The following is a 15,264-nucleotide window of genomic DNA, read 5'->3' on the forward strand; positions in this document are numbered from 1 at the left end:
GTCACAAAAATACAATTGTACAAAAGTTATGTTTTCATAGATGCTACATAGAAATCCAGATGAATTTCTAAAGTCTATTCCAAGAGATAAACGTATAATGTGCCTTGATATGGGAGAAAAACAAATAGGCATAGCATTTAGTGATAAAACACAGCTTATAGCTACAGCTCATAGTATATATTATAGAAGAAATATGAGCAAAGATTTAGGTTATCTAAATAGAGTGCTTAAAGAAAATGAAGCTGGATCAATGGTAATAGGACTACCATTCACAATAGATGAACAAGAGACCGAATGGTGCAAAGTAATAATCCAGTTTGCAAATAAAATAATAAAAAAATGCAAAGTACACATATACCTACAAGACGAAAGTCTATCAACATCTCTTGCAACTCACGCACTAAAAATTACTGGAATATCAATCACAAAATCAAAAAAAATAGATGATAAAATTGCTGCATGTATTATTCTGCAACGAACATTGGATAAGATAAATGCAATTAAATAGCTATTGGTTCCGTTTCTGTCATTTTTTTAGCTTAATTCACAACACTAACTATTAAACAAGAGAGAGATATGCTAAGTTATTATAATTATAAATGAGATAATTAATCTAATTATTGACAATATTAAAAATATTGGTATAATTTAAGCATGTAAATGAGAAGATAACTATGAATGAAACCGTGAAACAGCTCATAAAAAATACTCAACCTTCATTAAAATACTTTACAGAACCGTCATCAAAGCTAGATGAAAAGAAGTTTAAAGAAATATTGTATAAACATCTTTCGTTGCAAAATCATGAATTTGGTGCACATAAAGAAAAAATCGATCAGATTGTTAGAGAAAGTTACCAAGATTACTATGATACGTGTGAATTAGTAAGCAAGGGAATGTACTATGTGTACAGAATATACTATTGTGAAGAGAATGGGAAACTTGTGGCCCGTACCCTCAAATATCTTGCACAGAATAAACTAAAACTTAGCAAGTACACAGAGATTTGCTATTTACAGGAGGAAGGGCAACTTAAGCTTGTTAGAGAGTTTGAATCTCCTCAAAGTTATCAAAAATTTCAGAGAACTGGCGGGATCTTGGATTAGTAATATGTCGCTTTCAGTTCGATAATAACCATATTAAATTGTTATCTCCAGAAAAATATGATATGCCTCGCTTTACTGGTGGTAGTATTACAGCTGCTATAAGTGACAATACTCAGCTTATGATGGATATATCAAATTCAAACAGCAAAAGAATTGGATATCTCATTAATCAAACCAAAAACATTAATAATGTATAACCTACGATATGGAAATAATCCTATTCTTCTTTCTATAGCCAAAGGCTACAATCATGCCAACACTGAACATAAAGGCCCTCAACCCTCATTACAACAAAAAAAACATTATAAATAAATTACTAGAAAGAGAAGATCTTGATATAAATTGTATTCATCTCGGTAACGGTATGACACCTTTACATATAGCATGCCTGAGGGGACTCCGCCAACAATATTGCAATAAACCTGAAACTTGAGAAGACTATTTCTCGAAAGCTTCTACAAAAAGAACGGAGAGTTGAATTTATTTATAGAGCTAATGATCAAATAACCATATGTCTCGATGGATAATATATGGTAGAGCTCATGGGCAACAAGAAATTAATAGTGCGGATTAGTTGTAGTTATGAAGTAAATCGATTAGCAGAGTTGTATCTATTAGATGCATATGAAAAATTAGTGTTAAGTAAACCAATAAAAGCGAGCAAAAAGGAAGAAAACTCTGAATATAAGAAAGTAGATTTGAGGACGGTAAAATGGTAACAGTTAGTTTATATGCAAGAGTTTCTTCAGGGAGGCAAGCACAAGAAGATACAATAGCAAGCCAAATTGCTGCTATAGAGAATCAAATTAGTATGGATGGACATAAATTATTAAATGAATATAAATTTATTGATAATGGTTATAGTGGTTCTAACATAATCCGTCCTGGTTTGGAAAAATTACGTGATAAAATAGCAGAAGGTAACATTGATAAGGTTTATATTCATTCTCCTGATCGTTTATCTCGTAAGTATGCATATCAGATGATATTACTTGAAGAGTTTAAGAAGTTAGGAGTGGAAGTCATTTTTTTAAATTATCAAATTAGCGATAATCCAGAATCTCAATTACTATTACAAATGCAAGGTATGATAGCAGAATACGAACGTGCAAAAATCATGGAACGAAGTCGTCGAGGAAAGATTTATGCAGCAAATAAGGGTTGTATAAGTGTAATGAGTGCTGCTCCTTATGGCTATCGTTATATAAACAAAAATACAGAAACAGGACAGGCCTTATTTTAGATTTATGAAGAAGAAGCTGAAGTTGTTCGTAAAGTATTTTCTTGGGTAGGAAGAGAAAGAGCCAGTATAGGAGAAGTATGTCGTAGGCTAAGTGCTATTTCCATTATGACGAGAACTGGAAAAGAGTATTGGGATAGGGCTGTAGTTTTGAGTATGTTAAAAAACACTGCTTATAAAGGACAAGCAGCTTTTGGTAAAACAAGGTTTGGCGTAAAACTAAAACATATAAGACCGAAAAAAACTCCTGCGAGCATCCAAAAGATAATTATTCTACTTATCCTGTTCCAAAAGAGGATTGGATTTATATTAAAGTACCTAGTATAGTAAGCGAAGATTTATTTGAAATCGTTCAAGAACAATTAGCTGAGAATAGAAAAATAGCAAGAACAAGACAAAGAGGAGCAAAACATTTATTGCAAGGTTTAGTAGTATGTAAGCTTTGCAATTATGCATATTATGGTACTAGCACTGCAAGGAATAAGGAGGGGAAAAAAACTAATAATCAGGTATATTATCGTTGTATTGGTACGGATTCATACCGTTTTGGCGGTAATAAAATGTGTAACAACAAATTAATTCGTACAGATACATTGGACATGGCTGTGTGGGAAGAGGTAAAACACCTATTAAAAAATCCAAATAGAATATTAGAGGAGTATAAACGTAGACTTTCAGAACTTAAAAAATCACCACTAGATCAAAAAAGCGCTTTGCTTGAAACACAAGAAGATAAGTTAAAACGAGGTATTGCAAGGTTAATTGATAGTTATGCTCAAGAATATATTGATCAAGAAGAATTTGAGCCAAGAGTTAAAGCAATGAAACAAAACTTAAAAATGGTTGAAGAACAAAAGAAAAAGATATTTGATCAGAAAAAACTCACACAAGAGTTAACTCTAGTAGTAACAAATTTAGAGGGGTTTTCCTCTAGTATTAACTCAAGTCTTAATAATGCAGACTGGCTAACTAAACGTGATATTATTAGAACGTTAGTTAAGCGAATTGAGATTAATTTTGAGGATGTAAACATCGTGTTTAGAGTAAAAGAGCTTCCAGACTCTTTTCATATGGAAAAAAATCAATGCTTGCAATGTTGTTGTAGGGGTAGGGCGACTCTTCCGAGCTAATACAAAAATTATTGGACAAAGGAGCTGATTTAAACGCTGTTGATTATTACGGAAACAAGCCTGATGATCTGCTTAGTTATAGTTATGAAAAGGTCCAGATAACTATACAAAATATGACTGGAAATTATAAATTTGGTGGTAAAGAGCATTCTTATATAAAGCTGCGTGAAGATCAGTCTTATACTGCAACATTACCGACTCGAGAAGAAAGAGAGAGCAATATTCAAGAAATAAGAAAGATACTGTCAAAAATAGGTCACGAGAGAAAGAACAGTCATCCACAAATTCCAGCACAATAGGTAAACCTTTAGCAACAAAAATAAATAGTTTACAAATTGAAGCTAAAAACTCCGTAGAAAGATAGTAAAGCTTAAACAGATAAAAAGTGAATCGCAAATAGTGATTCACTACTTGTCTTCATTATAGATAGAAGATAGTTATATTATTGCTGCAGCAATTTCTGCTATATTCTAAATCTGATAACTGATATGTATTTATAATTAGATGCAAGATTTCAAAAATCCACGCCTTACAAGTTTAAAATTTGAATTAACTACCAATTCCCATAAAACAAAAATTTTTCGTATAAGCATGACAAATTGCTGTAGCAAGAGCATCAGCAGTATGGTGACATTTTATATTTGAGCTTTTAACTATTTGCTTGACCATAAATATAATCTGACCCTTATCAGCATGACCATTTCCAGTAATGCTCTTTTTTATATAGTTTGCATCATATTCATTCATGGGTAAATCCGTCATTCGTAATATTAAAATTGCAATTGCTCTTGCATATCCTAAAGTTAGCGAAGATTTTGGATTCTTATTAATAAAAATTTTTTCCACAGCAGCTTCATTTGGAGAGTATAGGAAAATTACTTTCTTTAATTGTTCAAAAATTATATGTAGACGTTCACCTACACCCAATTTACCATCAGTTGATATGGTACCGCCACCCAAAAATTTAATATTATTCTTTTCTTCCAGTCTAATAATGGCCCAACCAGTCTTACTCATCCCTGGATCTAGGCCTATTATTTTAATCACTTAATAAAGGCTTAACCAATAAATAAACAGAAATAAAAATATCCATACTAGATCGACAAAGTGCCAATACCAAGAAGCAAACTCAAAGCATAAGTGATCTTGAGGTGTAAATTGACCTTTTCGAGCTCTAAATAAGCATACTGACAAAAATATTATTCCTATTATAACATGCACACAATGAAACCCAGTAATCATGTAAAAGTTAGATGTATAAATAAGTTTTTCTCCTGTTTCTCGCAAAGAAAAACTTGCTTCATGATATTCGATTGCTTGCACTATTATAAAGAACATCCCAAGCAATATAGTTATAGACAGCATTTTAATCATGCTTTTTTTATCATTTTTAAGTAAAAAATGATGTGCTGAAGTAATTGTTGTACCAGAAAGCAATAATATTAGTGTATTCATAAATGGTAACGACCACGGATCCGGTGGTAAAATCCCTTCAGGGGGCCATTCAACTTTTTTTGTAGGAGAAAACGCTTCAAATAAAAAAACCGGATCAAGCCAGGCTTTAAAGAATGAACAAAAGAACGTTATAAAAAACACAACTTCCGAGAGGATAAATAAGTACATTGCAAGCTTGAGTCCATGTTTTACAATGGCAGTATGGCATTTATCATAAATTGCTTCTCTTATTACATCTCTCCACCAATAAAACAGCACTCCTGATACCGCAGAGATTCCCAAAACTAAACCAAATATTCCAGAAATTTGTTTATGGAGTGTACCAACTAATCCAAGTGCAAGAACAAGAATTGCTGCTGATATAGCAATTGGCCAGGGACTTGGGTCCACTAAATGAAAATCATGTTCTTTACTTTTCATATCATCTTCAAAAATACGTATTAAGCATACAAATTAGCTTAAAATTGTCAATATTTCTTAGGAAATTGATTAAATCTTGAAAAATTATATGCGCTGTTCCAAAAGTCTAACTCAAATTGTGCAGTTATTTTAAATAATTCAAGCATTCTGGTCCTTTCACTTTCCCTTACTTTGTTACAATACTCGTCAACAATACCTTCCAAAGCAACACATCCAGATTCCATCAAGCTACTGCCAAAAAAATCAAGCCAATCCTTATACCTATTATTTTTTTTAATTTTATTTCTCATACTATTAACAACAACTTTATATATAAAATGGCAAGAGTAGAGAACTGTTACAGCTTCATAAACGTTACTATATGAAGTAGACAAAAGAAAGTTAGTAAAATTGAAACACTCAAGCGACTTTTCTCCACGATTTATGGAATACACAGCAAAGTAGTGGTTGTATAACACTTTCATAATCTCTACTACCCCTTTAGCCACCTCAATAAATGGAACAATGTTGTTACAACTCTCCATTTTTGATGCAATCATTAAAACAGTACGAACATAATCAGCTAAAAAGAATGCATCTTGTTGTATATAAAATTTGAAGTTTTCTATATTTAAAGTATTATTTGCTAATTCAACATTGAAAGGATGCTCAATAATATCCTTTAAAAGATTTGACCCATAATAGCTCTTAATTATACCACTGAACATCACATAAACTAGAATATAATTTAGTGTTAATACTACAGACTATGCTAGAGAATACATCTCATCCCAAAACATTATTTCTAGCTCTAGACCTCTCTTAAAAAACTCATGCATCCTTCTTTTTTCACAATCTCCAGCTTTCTTATAAAATTTATTCGTAACATTAGTAAACTCATCAATTGCAGCATTCATTGCTTTGCTATTGTAAATATTGACCCATCCTTCGTACTTGCTATTTTTAACCTCATCGAGTGTTAGCTCACTCATCATATTATGTAGAATGATTTGGTATATGTTAAAGCAAGGGTAAGATGCTGATAAAGCTTCAGCAACAGAACTGTGATATGCAGCGCGCATGAAAAAGTCAGTAAAGGCAGAACAGGATCTTGATTTTTTGTGATTATCAGATAAATCACAATCTCCAAAATGTTCTTTATATTGCCTCCGAACATCAAATGTTCCTCTTGCCACATTTATTAAGCTGCTCATTATTTCAATGTCATGAACTTTAGCTGCAATAATCAATAAAGCACGAGTACAGTCCACTAAATATAAAAAATCCTGCTGAAGATAAAATTTGAACTTTTCATAATCTAGCGTATTATTCATCAACTCAACATTGAAAGGATGTCCTTTTATTTTTTCAATAAGACCAGATGATTCTTTTATAGCAATATCATAAAATTCTTCTTTTGGTTTGTCGGACATCTTGTAAGTCTCGTAAATATTAAAACTGGTATAATTGCTAAAAAGTTACTTACAATTTAATAATAAGTTATTATATCAGTATCAAGCTAGAAATAAAAGAGTTTAATAGTTTAAAGAAATTCTCTCTTTTTTTCTTCTATATTAAATTCTTTACAAAAATCAGTAGATAAGTCCACACCTTCCCAAGAAAATCCACCATCACTTTCCGATTCTTTACCAAAATGCCCATAGCAGGCTGTACGTTTATATATAGGATGGTTAAGTGATAAATGTCTTATTATGCCTTTAGTTGATAAATCTATGTTACCTTCAATAAACCCTTTAATCCTCTCTTCATCTATTGTATTCGTGCCAAATGTATCAATGTAAAATGAAGTAGGTTTTGAGACACCAATTGCATAAGAAAGCTGCACAAGACAACGTTCAGCTAAACCTGCAAAGACAATATTTTTAGCAAGGTATCTCGCCATATAAGCTGCGGATCTATCAACTTTTGTTGCATCTTTTCCAGAAAACGCTCCTCCACCGTGTGGAATATAGCCTCCATAAGTATCAACCATAACTTTTCGTCCGGTTAATCCACAATCACCAACTGGTCCACCAATAACAAATCTACCTGTTGGATTGACTAAGAGATTTTCTTTAGGGCACATCCACCCTTTAGGTAAAGATGAAGCTATGTAAGGATAAATTATTTCCTTCACTTTCGATTGACTCAGATCCTCAAGATGCTGTATTGAAACAACAATACTTTCAGCACGCACTGGAAGGTTATTCTCATACGCCAAAGTGATTTGCGATTTTGCATCCGGACCAAGCTTTACCTCTTTGACCATACTCATGATATTTCTCAGAATCGAGTGTGCATAAAAAATGGGTGCTGGCATGAGGCTTTCTGTCTCTATTGTTGCATAGCCATACATTATGCCCTGATCCCCAGCACCTTGATCCACACCTATTGCAATGTCATTTGATTGTTCATGTAGCAGTATATTTACTTTCACTGTTTCCCAGTGGAAACCATCATGCTCATAACCAATATCTTTTATTGTATTCCGTACAATACTTTCAATCTTGCTATTTTCAATGTTCGGCCCAAATACTTCCCCAGCTATAATAACATTATCTTTAGTAACTAAAGTCTCTATTGCAGTACGAGAGGAAGAGTCATTAAAAAGGTATTCGTCAAGTATTGCATCTGAAATCTGGTCTGCTACTTTGTCTGGATGACCGGCTGCTACTGATTCACTGGTTACTGAATTCTTATGTAAAACCATCGCTTAGTTACACGATATCAAAACTATTGCAAATTTAAATGGTGGGTCTGGGAAGAGTTGAACCTCCGACCTCACGCTTATCAGGCGTGCGCTCTAACCACCTGAGCTACAGACCCGTATCTATTCAAGCCAAGGCTTGCATATCATCTGTAGGCACAACATCAATAAACGTCTTTTTATTTGCTGATTTTCTAAAACTCACCCAGCCTTTCGTTTTAGCAAAAATCGTATGATCTTTACCCATACCAACATTCTTTCCAGGATGAAATTTTGTACCTCTTTGACGTGCAATTATGTTACCTGGAATAACCTCACCATTCTTCTTTATCCCGAGCCGACGCCCTGCCGAATCTCTACCATTACAGGAACTACCACCTGATTTTTTAGTTGCCATATCTTACCTCTTACTTTTGAAGACTAATTTCATTGATACGAAGAACAGTAATATACTGCCTATGACCATTTTTCCTACGGTAATTTTTTCTTCTCTTTTTCTTAAAGATTATAATTTTTTTATCTCTACACTGCTCCAGTACTTCAGCTTTAACAACAGCATTAGATGAACAAGATAAGCCATTACTTGAAACACAAATCACTTTATTGATTTCCACTTCCTCTTTTTCTTCAGCTTGTAATCTTTCTACTTTAATTATGCTGCCTTTTTTTACTAAATACTGCTTTCCACCAGTTTCGATTACTGCAAACATGACAAATATCAATTATTGTTATTAACACTAATCGTAAATGATGTTACACATACTGTCAATATAAATAAAAACATGAAATACTTCTACCTTTATCTGCTTTTCCTCGTGGAGAGTAGTCAAGTTTTAAAACTTGACTACTCTCAAATTCTCTTAGTCTCATGAAAACTTTACGACGTTAACAAAAACTCAAGCTTTCACTAAAAACATTCAATCGGAGCTTACAAATTAAAACTCATTCCAAATTCAACCCCATGCGAAAGTTCATGAAACTTCTGCAGCTTGTAGCCAGCAAAAACACTTGTTCTCTCAGAAAGTGGAAGATTAATACCAGAACCTATTTGATAAGAAAAAAATTCTTCTACGTCTGGCCCTTGATTTTCTGAAAGAGGAATTTTAGCAACTCCTCCTACACCAAAAGTAACATAAGGAGTAATATCTGTATTTTTAAATTTATGATGATAATGAAGCTTTGCCATAAGTCCCGCGTCTAAAATCCCTTCACTCATAACAAGTTTAACTGCAGGACCAAATGAAATTTTAATGCTATCTGTACAGTGATAGCCAAGATCATAATTAATACCAAGCATGCATACGACGAAGAGGTGTAGGTTCTATCTTTAACCCAATCAACTCCAAAAGACGGTGCTGACAAAGAACAGCAAGCCAACAAAGTAAGTAACTTTTTCATTTTTATCCTCCAAAGATTAATGTATGCATATACAAGCATATAAATATATAAAATAGTATAAATTGCAAGTAAAAAATTGGAATTATTTTATTTTTTTTGTTATTTGTCTTTCTCTTGCAATTGCAAATTGGCATATCTTTCACTATCTGCTGCAATCATCATTTGAGTCTACATCACTTACTTTCGCTTCAATATAATTTCCCACTAGCCTTTACTAAAAATATTCAATCAGAGTTTACAAATTAAAGCTCATTCCTAGCTCAATTCCATGGAAAATTTTATGAAACCTTTGCAATTTGTAGCCAGCAAAAACACTTGTTCTTTCAGAAAGTGGAAGATTAATACCAGCACCTATTTGATAAGAAAAAAATTTATCATTGACTATAGTTTTGAAAACCTCTGCCAATAGGGTACTTATGTTTCCACCTACATTATCAGCTCTACTTATTTTAGGTTTAGCCTTCATTGTACGAACTATAACAGTACCAACACCAGCAGTAATATAAGGAGTAATATCCGTACCTTCAAATTTATGATGATAATGAAGCTTTGCCATAAGCCCCATAACTCCTCCAAATTCTTCATCAAGAGTAGGTTTGATTACAGAATTAATAATAGGTTTGATTACATAGCCAACTGAAATTTTAGTGCTATTTGTATAGTGAAAACCAACATCATAATTAACACCAAGCCGGCTATATGACAAAGAAGTATAGATTCTATCTTTAATCCAATCAACTCCAGAAGACGGTACTGACAGGAAACAACAGACCACCAAAATAAGCAACTTTTTCATTTTTAACATGTATATTGATATACATGTATACTAATGCATATGTTAAAAATAACATAATTCGCGTAATAAAAATTAGAGTTATTTTATTTTCTTAGTTATTTGCCTTTCTCTTGCAATTGCAAGACTTTTCTCTGGCACATCCTCTACTATAACGCTACCTGCTGCAACTAGAGAGTCATCATGAACATTAAGCGGTGCAATTAATGAACTATTGGCACCAATAAAACAATTGCTTCCAATATTTGTTTTATGTTTCTTTTTCCCATCATAATTACAAATAACGGTACCTGCACCTATGTTACTCCCCTGCCCTACCTGAGTATTTCCTATATAACTTAAATGCTTTATCTTAGTATTTATACCTATATCACTTGCTTTTGTTTCAACAAAATTACCTATGATTGCACCATCACCTATTGTTGTATTTTCACATTTGGCAAATGGACCAACCCTAACACCAGATCCTATTTTTACTCCAGGACCAAAAAAAACGTATGGGTAAACAATCGAATCCATACCAATTTGCGTATCAAGAGAGAAGAAAACAGTTTCTGGAGCAACAAGCGTTACTCCAGAGTTAGTGAAAAACTTTCTTTTTTCTTCTTGAAAGTAAAACTCGGCCGTTGCAAGGTCATTCCTATTATTTATGCCATTTGCCTCCTCCTCATCAGCAATAACATAGCCGACATTTAAATTACTCTTTACTGCAATGGCAACGATATCGGTCAAGTAATATTCATGAGCTTGGTTATTACACTCTATTTTCTCCACCAATTCACGTAGATTCTTTTCACGTGCAACCATTATTCCGGCATTAGCAAGAAATTCCTCATCATTATTTCTACCATTTTGTGCTTCTACGATTTCTCTTAGGGAACCATTCTCAATAATTAGTCTACCGTATCCTTTATTATTAGTTTTAAACCCAAGACAAACTAAAGCATTGCTCTCTCCTAAGCAGCTTATCATTTTAGTTATTGTGCTGCTTTTTATTAGTGGAGTATCCCCATACTGCACAACAACTATATCTGACAATTCTTTCAGGTTTCTCATTGCAATTTTGACTGCATCCCCTGTACCGAGCGTTGACTCTTGTGTAATTAGTTTTATACCCTCAAAGCATTTCAGCCTTTGAGTTAAAGGCAAATCGACTACAATAACTATTTTTTCAGGATTTAGCTGCTTTGCATTGTAAATGACATGCTCAAGCATGGAGAAATTACCTATTTTGTGCAGAACCTTAGGCAAGCTTGAATTCATTCGTTTACCATGCCCAGCAGCAAGTACAACAAATGTATAAGATTTATTTGTCACTTATCTTAAAGACGAAAAATGAAAACCATAATGGTTGAGCCAATTGATTTTGTTGTCGTAAAAACTCCTTAGATCACCAATTTGATATTTCAGCATCGCAAGCCTTTCTATGCCAATTCCAAATGCAAAGCCACTGTATTTAGTATGGTCTATTCCAACATTTTTAAGGACATTTGGATGCACCATACCACATCCAAGTACTTCAATCCATTTACTATCTTTATAGCTTATGTCCACTTCCGCAGAAGGTTCAGTAAAAGGGAAAAAACTATTACGAAAGCGTATTCTTAGACCCTTATCTCCGAAAAATTTACTAAGGAAGCAATGAATAGTAAATTTTAATTGGCCCATATTGACATCTTCATTAACATAAAGTCCTTCTATCTGATGAAACATAGGAGTGTGAGTTGCATCAAAGTCATTTCTGTATACCCTGCCTGCAGCCACTATTTTAATTGGAAAAGTTTTTGTCTTTTCCATGGTTCTAATCTGCACAGATGAGGTATGAGTGCGCAGCACCATTCTTTTATCATTTATTTTATTCCTTAAATAGAAGGTATCTTGCTCCTCTCGTGCAGGGTGGTGACTTGGAGTATTTAATGCATCAAATACGTGAAATTCATCTTCAATATCAGGACCATCAACTGCTTTAAAGCCCATATGCGCAAAAATGAGCTTCACTTCACTTATAACTTTACTGAGTGGATGAATCTTGCCAATTCTTTCTGGTCTGACAGGCAGTGTGATATCAACTGCTTCATTTTGCAGTTTTAACTTAACTTCTTTATCTTTTAGTTCATTTTCTTTGCTTGTTATAAGCTGGTCTATCTTATTGCGTAAAACATTAATCACTGCACCTAGGTCGCGTTTTTCTCCTGCATCATCTATATTCTTTAAGTCATCGAAATAAGCTTTTACTATACCCTTTCTCCCCAAGTATGACAACCTAACTTTTTCTAAATCCTGCAAAGAAGCAGCATTTTCAATCTCAGAAACTGCCTTATCTTCAAGTAAAGGTATTTCACTTATTAGCTCTTTGTTCACCTTAAAAACGCTAGCTTAAACTTTCATTATAGTGAAATCTTTAATATCATCAATAAAACTATTCGCATAAAAAGTTGTCATCCAAGCACTCTCCTTCTTGTCATTCCAGTGCTCTCTGTGGTGTCATCCCAGTGCCCAGACACTGGGATCCAAGTTACTCACAAGCAAACTAGCATAGAAAGTGGTACAACGTTTTCGATGAGATTGCAGAAAGTATGGATTCCAGCATCAAGTGCTGGAATGACATCTCTATAGGACTCCTAACTAATCCAAAATATTAAAAAATTTACCAGGCAAAAAAAAAGGCAAAAGAATCCCCCAGTAGTGAGTTTTATAATGTAAATTGGCATTGTAATAATGTGCTAACGCTTATTTAAAGCGCGTTTTGGCTGAATGTAGAAAAAATAAAAAAGACATGCAGCCGCTATAATTTTATGTAATCTGCCAATATATACCTGAGTTTTTTACTGAATTTTGTTGTTAAATCTGCAGAGATTAAAAACAAGGATAAACACTCTTATTGTCATGATAAGAAGATTGATGAGATTTGTAAAGTAACTTTTTCTGCTCTTATTGAATCCAACACGCTACTATTATGTAAGAGTGCTATAATTATTAATTTATTGACTAATTATGTTTTTTATTTCACTCTATATTAAAAAATTTACTCATGCATAGTAGTAACATAGAAACTAAGAAAAAATATGAAATGGAGGATTTACCTAAGTTTTTTAAGGATAGATCTAAAGAAATAAGTAAAGCATTTTCTAATGAAGTGCTGGAGATTAGCACCATTCGCTCAAAAAATATTACAAGTTATACGCAAGAGTTTTCATTTAAGCTCAAGCTACTGACAGAGGTAAACCCTAATACAATATTACCTCAAATAAAACATTTAATTGACTTTTTTAAAATCTGCCTTTCTCAGGAGAAAAACTTCACAGCCAATATAAAAATGCCAAAAGAAAGTGAAGAATTATACAATAGCTACTGTAAAACTGTAGAAGAATTCATAAATAATGCTCCAATTCAAATCCTCCTGCAGGGCATAACAATAACGCTACAAACAGAAGTTAAAAACATCAACCTCAATAGCTTGCAACAAATCGAGGCATTTTTGAATGAACAGCTAAAGCATGCAGAAAAAGCTAAAAATGAGGATGCCACAAGAAATTTAGTCCCTCAAGAAATAGAGCGGGATATAGGTCAAACTACTTCGCACACAGATTATTTTAAGGCTAACAGAAAAAAGAAGTCAAAAAAGCAAGCTCAAGAACTATCAGAAGAGGAAAAACAATCAATCATAAAACAAGTTCAACTTGATGCTAGAGTAGCTATGATAGATAATTTGGCTGAGCACAAGGGAAAAAAACTTGATGAAATATTCGTAGAAGTAATAAGTGAATATAAAAATCAAGATTCAGATGCATTTTACAATATTTTCAACTCAGTGTTTAATATTATTTATTTCCAAGATAAACAACTACATGAAATATTAGAGCCGAATGAGATATCAGAAGTGCTAGAGGTACTCAAAAGGCCACACCCCCCTAATAATTCACTTTTAGGTAAAGAATATTTACAAAAGCAAGTATATAGAAAAAAAGAGCAGTTGATTAAATTAGTTTCAGGCCAACCTTCTCCACAGCCTAAAAATGTTTCTCATGAAATTTTACCAAGCAAAGCTGTAGATCATTTACCAAAAACAAATGAAGCTAAAACTCGATTGCCTACTAATATTAGGCTCAAATCACCATTAAAAGCTATGTTTTCTTCGAAAGAGACTTATTTTTGTCTATTTTTAGTAGCAGCTTCTATATCAGCACTCTGCCTATGGCATTTGCCGCTGGGAAAAGTGTCAATTTTAAAGGAATTGGTGCCAGCAGAAAAAAGGGAAAGTATCGGTCTAACATTAAACATAGGGTTACCAATATTAATTACGCTGTGCGTTTTGAACCTGGCTTACTTTCTATATTCTGAATATTCTGTAGAATCTATTGAGCAGATAAGTAAAAAAGATCTTCCTTTGCGCACCTAACAAATAAGATCTTTTGTGATATAATTATTTATTTTATTGCATGTTTAAAGGAATTATCAAAGATATTGGCACTATAACTGATATCACTATCCACCCTAACTCTGATCAAATCTTCCATATTGAGACACAAAATTTATCCTCTATAAACAAAGGAGATTCAATATCCTGCTCCGGAGTGTGTTTAACTGTTGTCAACATAATGAGCAATGTATTCACAGTTCAAGTATCTCAAGAAACCATGAAGGTTTCTAACTTAAATACGTGGAAAACAGGAAAAAAAATAAACCTAGAACAAGCAATGAAACTGAGTGACAGAATTGACGGCCACTTGGTTCAGGGTCATGTGGATGACACGGCAGAAATTTTAACAATCAATCAAAATTTAGAATCTCATGAAATCAGACTATCATGCCCACAAGAATTAATTAAATTTATTGCAAAAAAAGGTTCTGTAACGCTAGATGGGGTTTCCCTTACGGTCAATTTAGTTATCAACCAAGAATTCACTGTGAACATTATTCCCTACACATGGAAAAATACAACTTTTCAATATAACAAAACAGGTAATTACCTAAATTTAGAAGTTGATATGATTGCTCGGTACTTAGACCAGCTGATAAAATATCAACACAATTAA

20 protein-coding genes, 1 tRNA gene and 1 pseudogene are annotated in these 15,264 nt (G+C 33.2%); 10 read left to right on the forward strand and 12 right to left on the reverse strand.

Annotation, left to right across the window (positions count from 1 at the left end; all coding sequences use genetic code 11):
- The first annotated feature begins 40 nt into the window (after nt 1-40).
- The 8 genes from ruvX to OPR44_RS07110 all read left to right on the forward strand — a co-directional run bounded on the left by ruvX (nt 41) and on the right by OPR44_RS07110 (nt 3,775).
- Nucleotides 41-508: a Holliday junction resolvase RuvX gene (gene ruvX / locus OPR44_RS07075; protein WP_012482000.1), complete on the forward strand. Its 468-nt coding sequence runs from the start codon at nt 41-43 to the stop codon at nt 506-508.
- A 178-nt stretch (nt 509-686) separates the two neighbouring features.
- Nucleotides 687-1,106, forward strand: a complete 420-nt coding sequence (locus OPR44_RS07080) for a hypothetical protein (protein WP_265014803.1) — start codon at nt 687-689, stop codon at nt 1,104-1,106.
- A 250-nt stretch (nt 1,107-1,356) separates the two neighbouring features.
- Nucleotides 1,357-1,539, forward strand: a complete 183-nt coding sequence (locus tag OPR44_RS07085) for an ankyrin repeat domain-containing protein (protein ID WP_265014804.1) — start codon at nt 1,357-1,359, stop codon at nt 1,537-1,539.
- A gap of 97 nt (nt 1,540-1,636) precedes the next feature.
- Entirely contained in the window at nt 1,637-1,825 is a 189-nt protein-coding gene (locus OPR44_RS07090) for a hypothetical protein (protein WP_038249248.1), read from the forward strand.
- Entirely contained in the window at nt 1,819-2,349 is a 531-nt protein-coding gene (locus tag OPR44_RS07095) for a recombinase family protein (RefSeq protein WP_265014805.1), read from the forward strand. Before OPR44_RS07090 ends, OPR44_RS07095 begins: the two co-directional genes overlap by 7 nt.
- A gap of 66 nt (nt 2,350-2,415) precedes the next feature.
- Nucleotides 2,416-2,673 carry a recombinase family protein gene (locus OPR44_RS07100; RefSeq protein WP_265015463.1) on the forward strand — a complete coding sequence of 86 codons (258 nt, stop codon included), beginning with the start codon at nt 2,416-2,418 and terminating at the stop codon, nt 2,671-2,673.
- 89 nt (nt 2,674-2,762) lie between these two features.
- Complete coding sequence (locus OPR44_RS07105; RefSeq protein WP_265014806.1) at nt 2,763-3,476, forward strand: recombinase zinc ribbon domain-containing protein; 714 nt, start codon at nt 2,763-2,765, stop codon at nt 3,474-3,476.
- 11 nt (nt 3,477-3,487) lie between these two features.
- Entirely contained in the window at nt 3,488-3,775 is a 288-nt protein-coding gene (locus OPR44_RS07110; protein ID WP_265014807.1) for a hypothetical protein, read from the forward strand.
- A 250-nt stretch (nt 3,776-4,025) separates the two neighbouring features.
- Here the strand turns inward: OPR44_RS07110 and ruvC are convergent, their stop codons facing one another.
- From ruvC to pheS, 12 genes and pseudogenes are all read right to left on the reverse strand, one after another.
- A complete protein-coding gene (ruvC, locus tag OPR44_RS07115; protein ID WP_012481999.1) occupies nt 4,026-4,523 on the reverse strand; it encodes a crossover junction endodeoxyribonuclease RuvC in 498 nt (165 codons plus the stop codon).
- The gene (locus OPR44_RS07120; protein WP_265014808.1) at nt 4,524-5,351 is read right to left on the reverse strand and encodes a cytochrome c oxidase subunit 3; all 828 of its coding nucleotides are present in this window, start codon (nt 5,349-5,351) and stop codon (nt 4,524-4,526) included.
- Nucleotides 5,352-5,398: 47 nt separating this feature from the next.
- Complete coding sequence (locus tag OPR44_RS07125) at nt 5,399-6,058, reverse strand: TenA family protein (protein WP_264374610.1); 660 nt, start codon at nt 6,056-6,058, stop codon at nt 5,399-5,401.
- Between the two features lie 39 nt (nt 6,059-6,097).
- Nucleotides 6,098-6,763 (reverse strand): TenA family protein, encoded by a 666-nt coding sequence (locus tag OPR44_RS07130; RefSeq protein ID WP_264374609.1) that lies wholly within the window; start codon nt 6,761-6,763, stop codon nt 6,098-6,100.
- A 110-nt stretch (nt 6,764-6,873) separates the two neighbouring features.
- Nucleotides 6,874-8,040, reverse strand: coding sequence for a methionine adenosyltransferase (gene metK, locus OPR44_RS07135; protein WP_265014809.1), 1,167 nt, complete (start codon nt 8,038-8,040; stop codon nt 6,874-6,876).
- Between the two features lie 39 nt (nt 8,041-8,079).
- Nucleotides 8,080-8,156 (reverse strand) — tRNA-Ile (locus tag OPR44_RS07140).
- Nucleotides 8,157-8,164: 8 nt separating this feature from the next.
- Nucleotides 8,165-8,434, reverse strand: a complete 270-nt coding sequence (gene rpmA, locus OPR44_RS07145; protein WP_265014810.1) for a 50S ribosomal protein L27 — start codon at nt 8,432-8,434, stop codon at nt 8,165-8,167.
- Between the two features lie 10 nt (nt 8,435-8,444).
- On the reverse strand, nt 8,445-8,747 hold the full coding sequence (rplU, locus tag OPR44_RS07150) for a 50S ribosomal protein L21 (protein ID WP_015588327.1): 303 nt from the start codon (nt 8,745-8,747) through the stop codon (nt 8,445-8,447).
- 218 nt (nt 8,748-8,965) lie between these two features.
- A pseudogene (locus OPR44_RS07155) lies at nt 8,966-9,435 on the reverse strand (P44/Msp2 family outer membrane protein).
- Nucleotides 9,436-9,670: 235 nt separating this feature from the next.
- Nucleotides 9,671-10,231, reverse strand: a complete 561-nt coding sequence (locus OPR44_RS07160; protein ID WP_264376502.1) for an outer membrane protein — start codon at nt 10,229-10,231, stop codon at nt 9,671-9,673.
- A 78-nt stretch (nt 10,232-10,309) separates the two neighbouring features.
- A complete protein-coding gene (locus OPR44_RS07165) occupies nt 10,310-11,545 on the reverse strand; it encodes an NTP transferase domain-containing protein (RefSeq protein WP_265014811.1) in 1,236 nt (411 codons plus the stop codon).
- Entirely contained in the window at nt 11,546-12,589 is a 1,044-nt protein-coding gene (pheS, locus tag OPR44_RS07170) for a phenylalanine--tRNA ligase subunit alpha (RefSeq protein ID WP_265014812.1), read from the reverse strand.
- 670 nt (nt 12,590-13,259) lie between these two features.
- Here pheS and OPR44_RS07175 point away from each other — a divergent pair.
- Both OPR44_RS07175 and OPR44_RS07180 read left to right on the forward strand, forming a co-directional pair.
- Entirely contained in the window at nt 13,260-14,627 is a 1,368-nt protein-coding gene (locus OPR44_RS07175) for a hypothetical protein (RefSeq protein ID WP_265014813.1), read from the forward strand.
- Between the two features lie 40 nt (nt 14,628-14,667).
- The gene (locus OPR44_RS07180; protein WP_254229936.1) at nt 14,668-15,264 is read left to right on the forward strand and encodes a riboflavin synthase; all 597 of its coding nucleotides are present in this window, start codon (nt 14,668-14,670) and stop codon (nt 15,262-15,264) included.

The sequence above is a fragment of the Wolbachia endosymbiont (group B) of Camptogramma bilineatum genome (assembly GCF_947251825.1).
GTDB lineage: Bacteria > Pseudomonadota > Alphaproteobacteria > Rickettsiales > Anaplasmataceae > Wolbachia.

Coding starts and splice junctions, on each gene's coding strand:
- ruvX (WP_012482000.1), top strand. CDS start 41: ATGCTACATAGAAATCCAGATGAATTTCTAAAGTCTATTCCAAGAGAT.
- OPR44_RS07160 (WP_264376502.1), bottom strand. CDS start 10,231: ATGAAAAAGTTGCTTATTTTGGTGGTCTGTTGTTTCCTGTCAGTACCG.
- OPR44_RS07180 (WP_254229936.1), top strand. CDS start 14,668: ATGTTTAAAGGAATTATCAAAGATATTGGCACTATAACTGATATCACT.
- OPR44_RS07090 (WP_038249248.1), top strand. CDS start 1,637: ATGGTAGAGCTCATGGGCAACAAGAAATTAATAGTGCGGATTAGTTGT.
- rpmA (WP_265014810.1), bottom strand. CDS start 8,434: ATGGCAACTAAAAAATCAGGTGGTAGTTCCTGTAATGGTAGAGATTCG.
- rplU (WP_015588327.1), bottom strand. CDS start 8,747: ATGTTTGCAGTAATCGAAACTGGTGGAAAGCAGTATTTAGTAAAAAAA.
- OPR44_RS07085 (WP_265014804.1), top strand. CDS start 1,357: ATGCCAACACTGAACATAAAGGCCCTCAACCCTCATTACAACAAAAAA.
- OPR44_RS07130 (WP_264374609.1), bottom strand. CDS start 6,763: ATGTCCGACAAACCAAAAGAAGAATTTTATGATATTGCTATAAAAGAA.
- metK (WP_265014809.1), bottom strand. CDS start 8,040: ATGGTTTTACATAAGAATTCAGTAACCAGTGAATCAGTAGCAGCCGGT.
- OPR44_RS07125 (WP_264374610.1), bottom strand. CDS start 6,058: ATGTTCAGTGGTATAATTAAGAGCTATTATGGGTCAAATCTTTTAAAG.
- OPR44_RS07120 (WP_265014808.1), bottom strand. CDS start 5,351: ATGAAAAGTAAAGAACATGATTTTCATTTAGTGGACCCAAGTCCCTGG.
- OPR44_RS07095 (WP_265014805.1), top strand. CDS start 1,819: ATGGTAACAGTTAGTTTATATGCAAGAGTTTCTTCAGGGAGGCAAGCA.
- OPR44_RS07175 (WP_265014813.1), top strand. CDS start 13,260: ATGCATAGTAGTAACATAGAAACTAAGAAAAAATATGAAATGGAGGAT.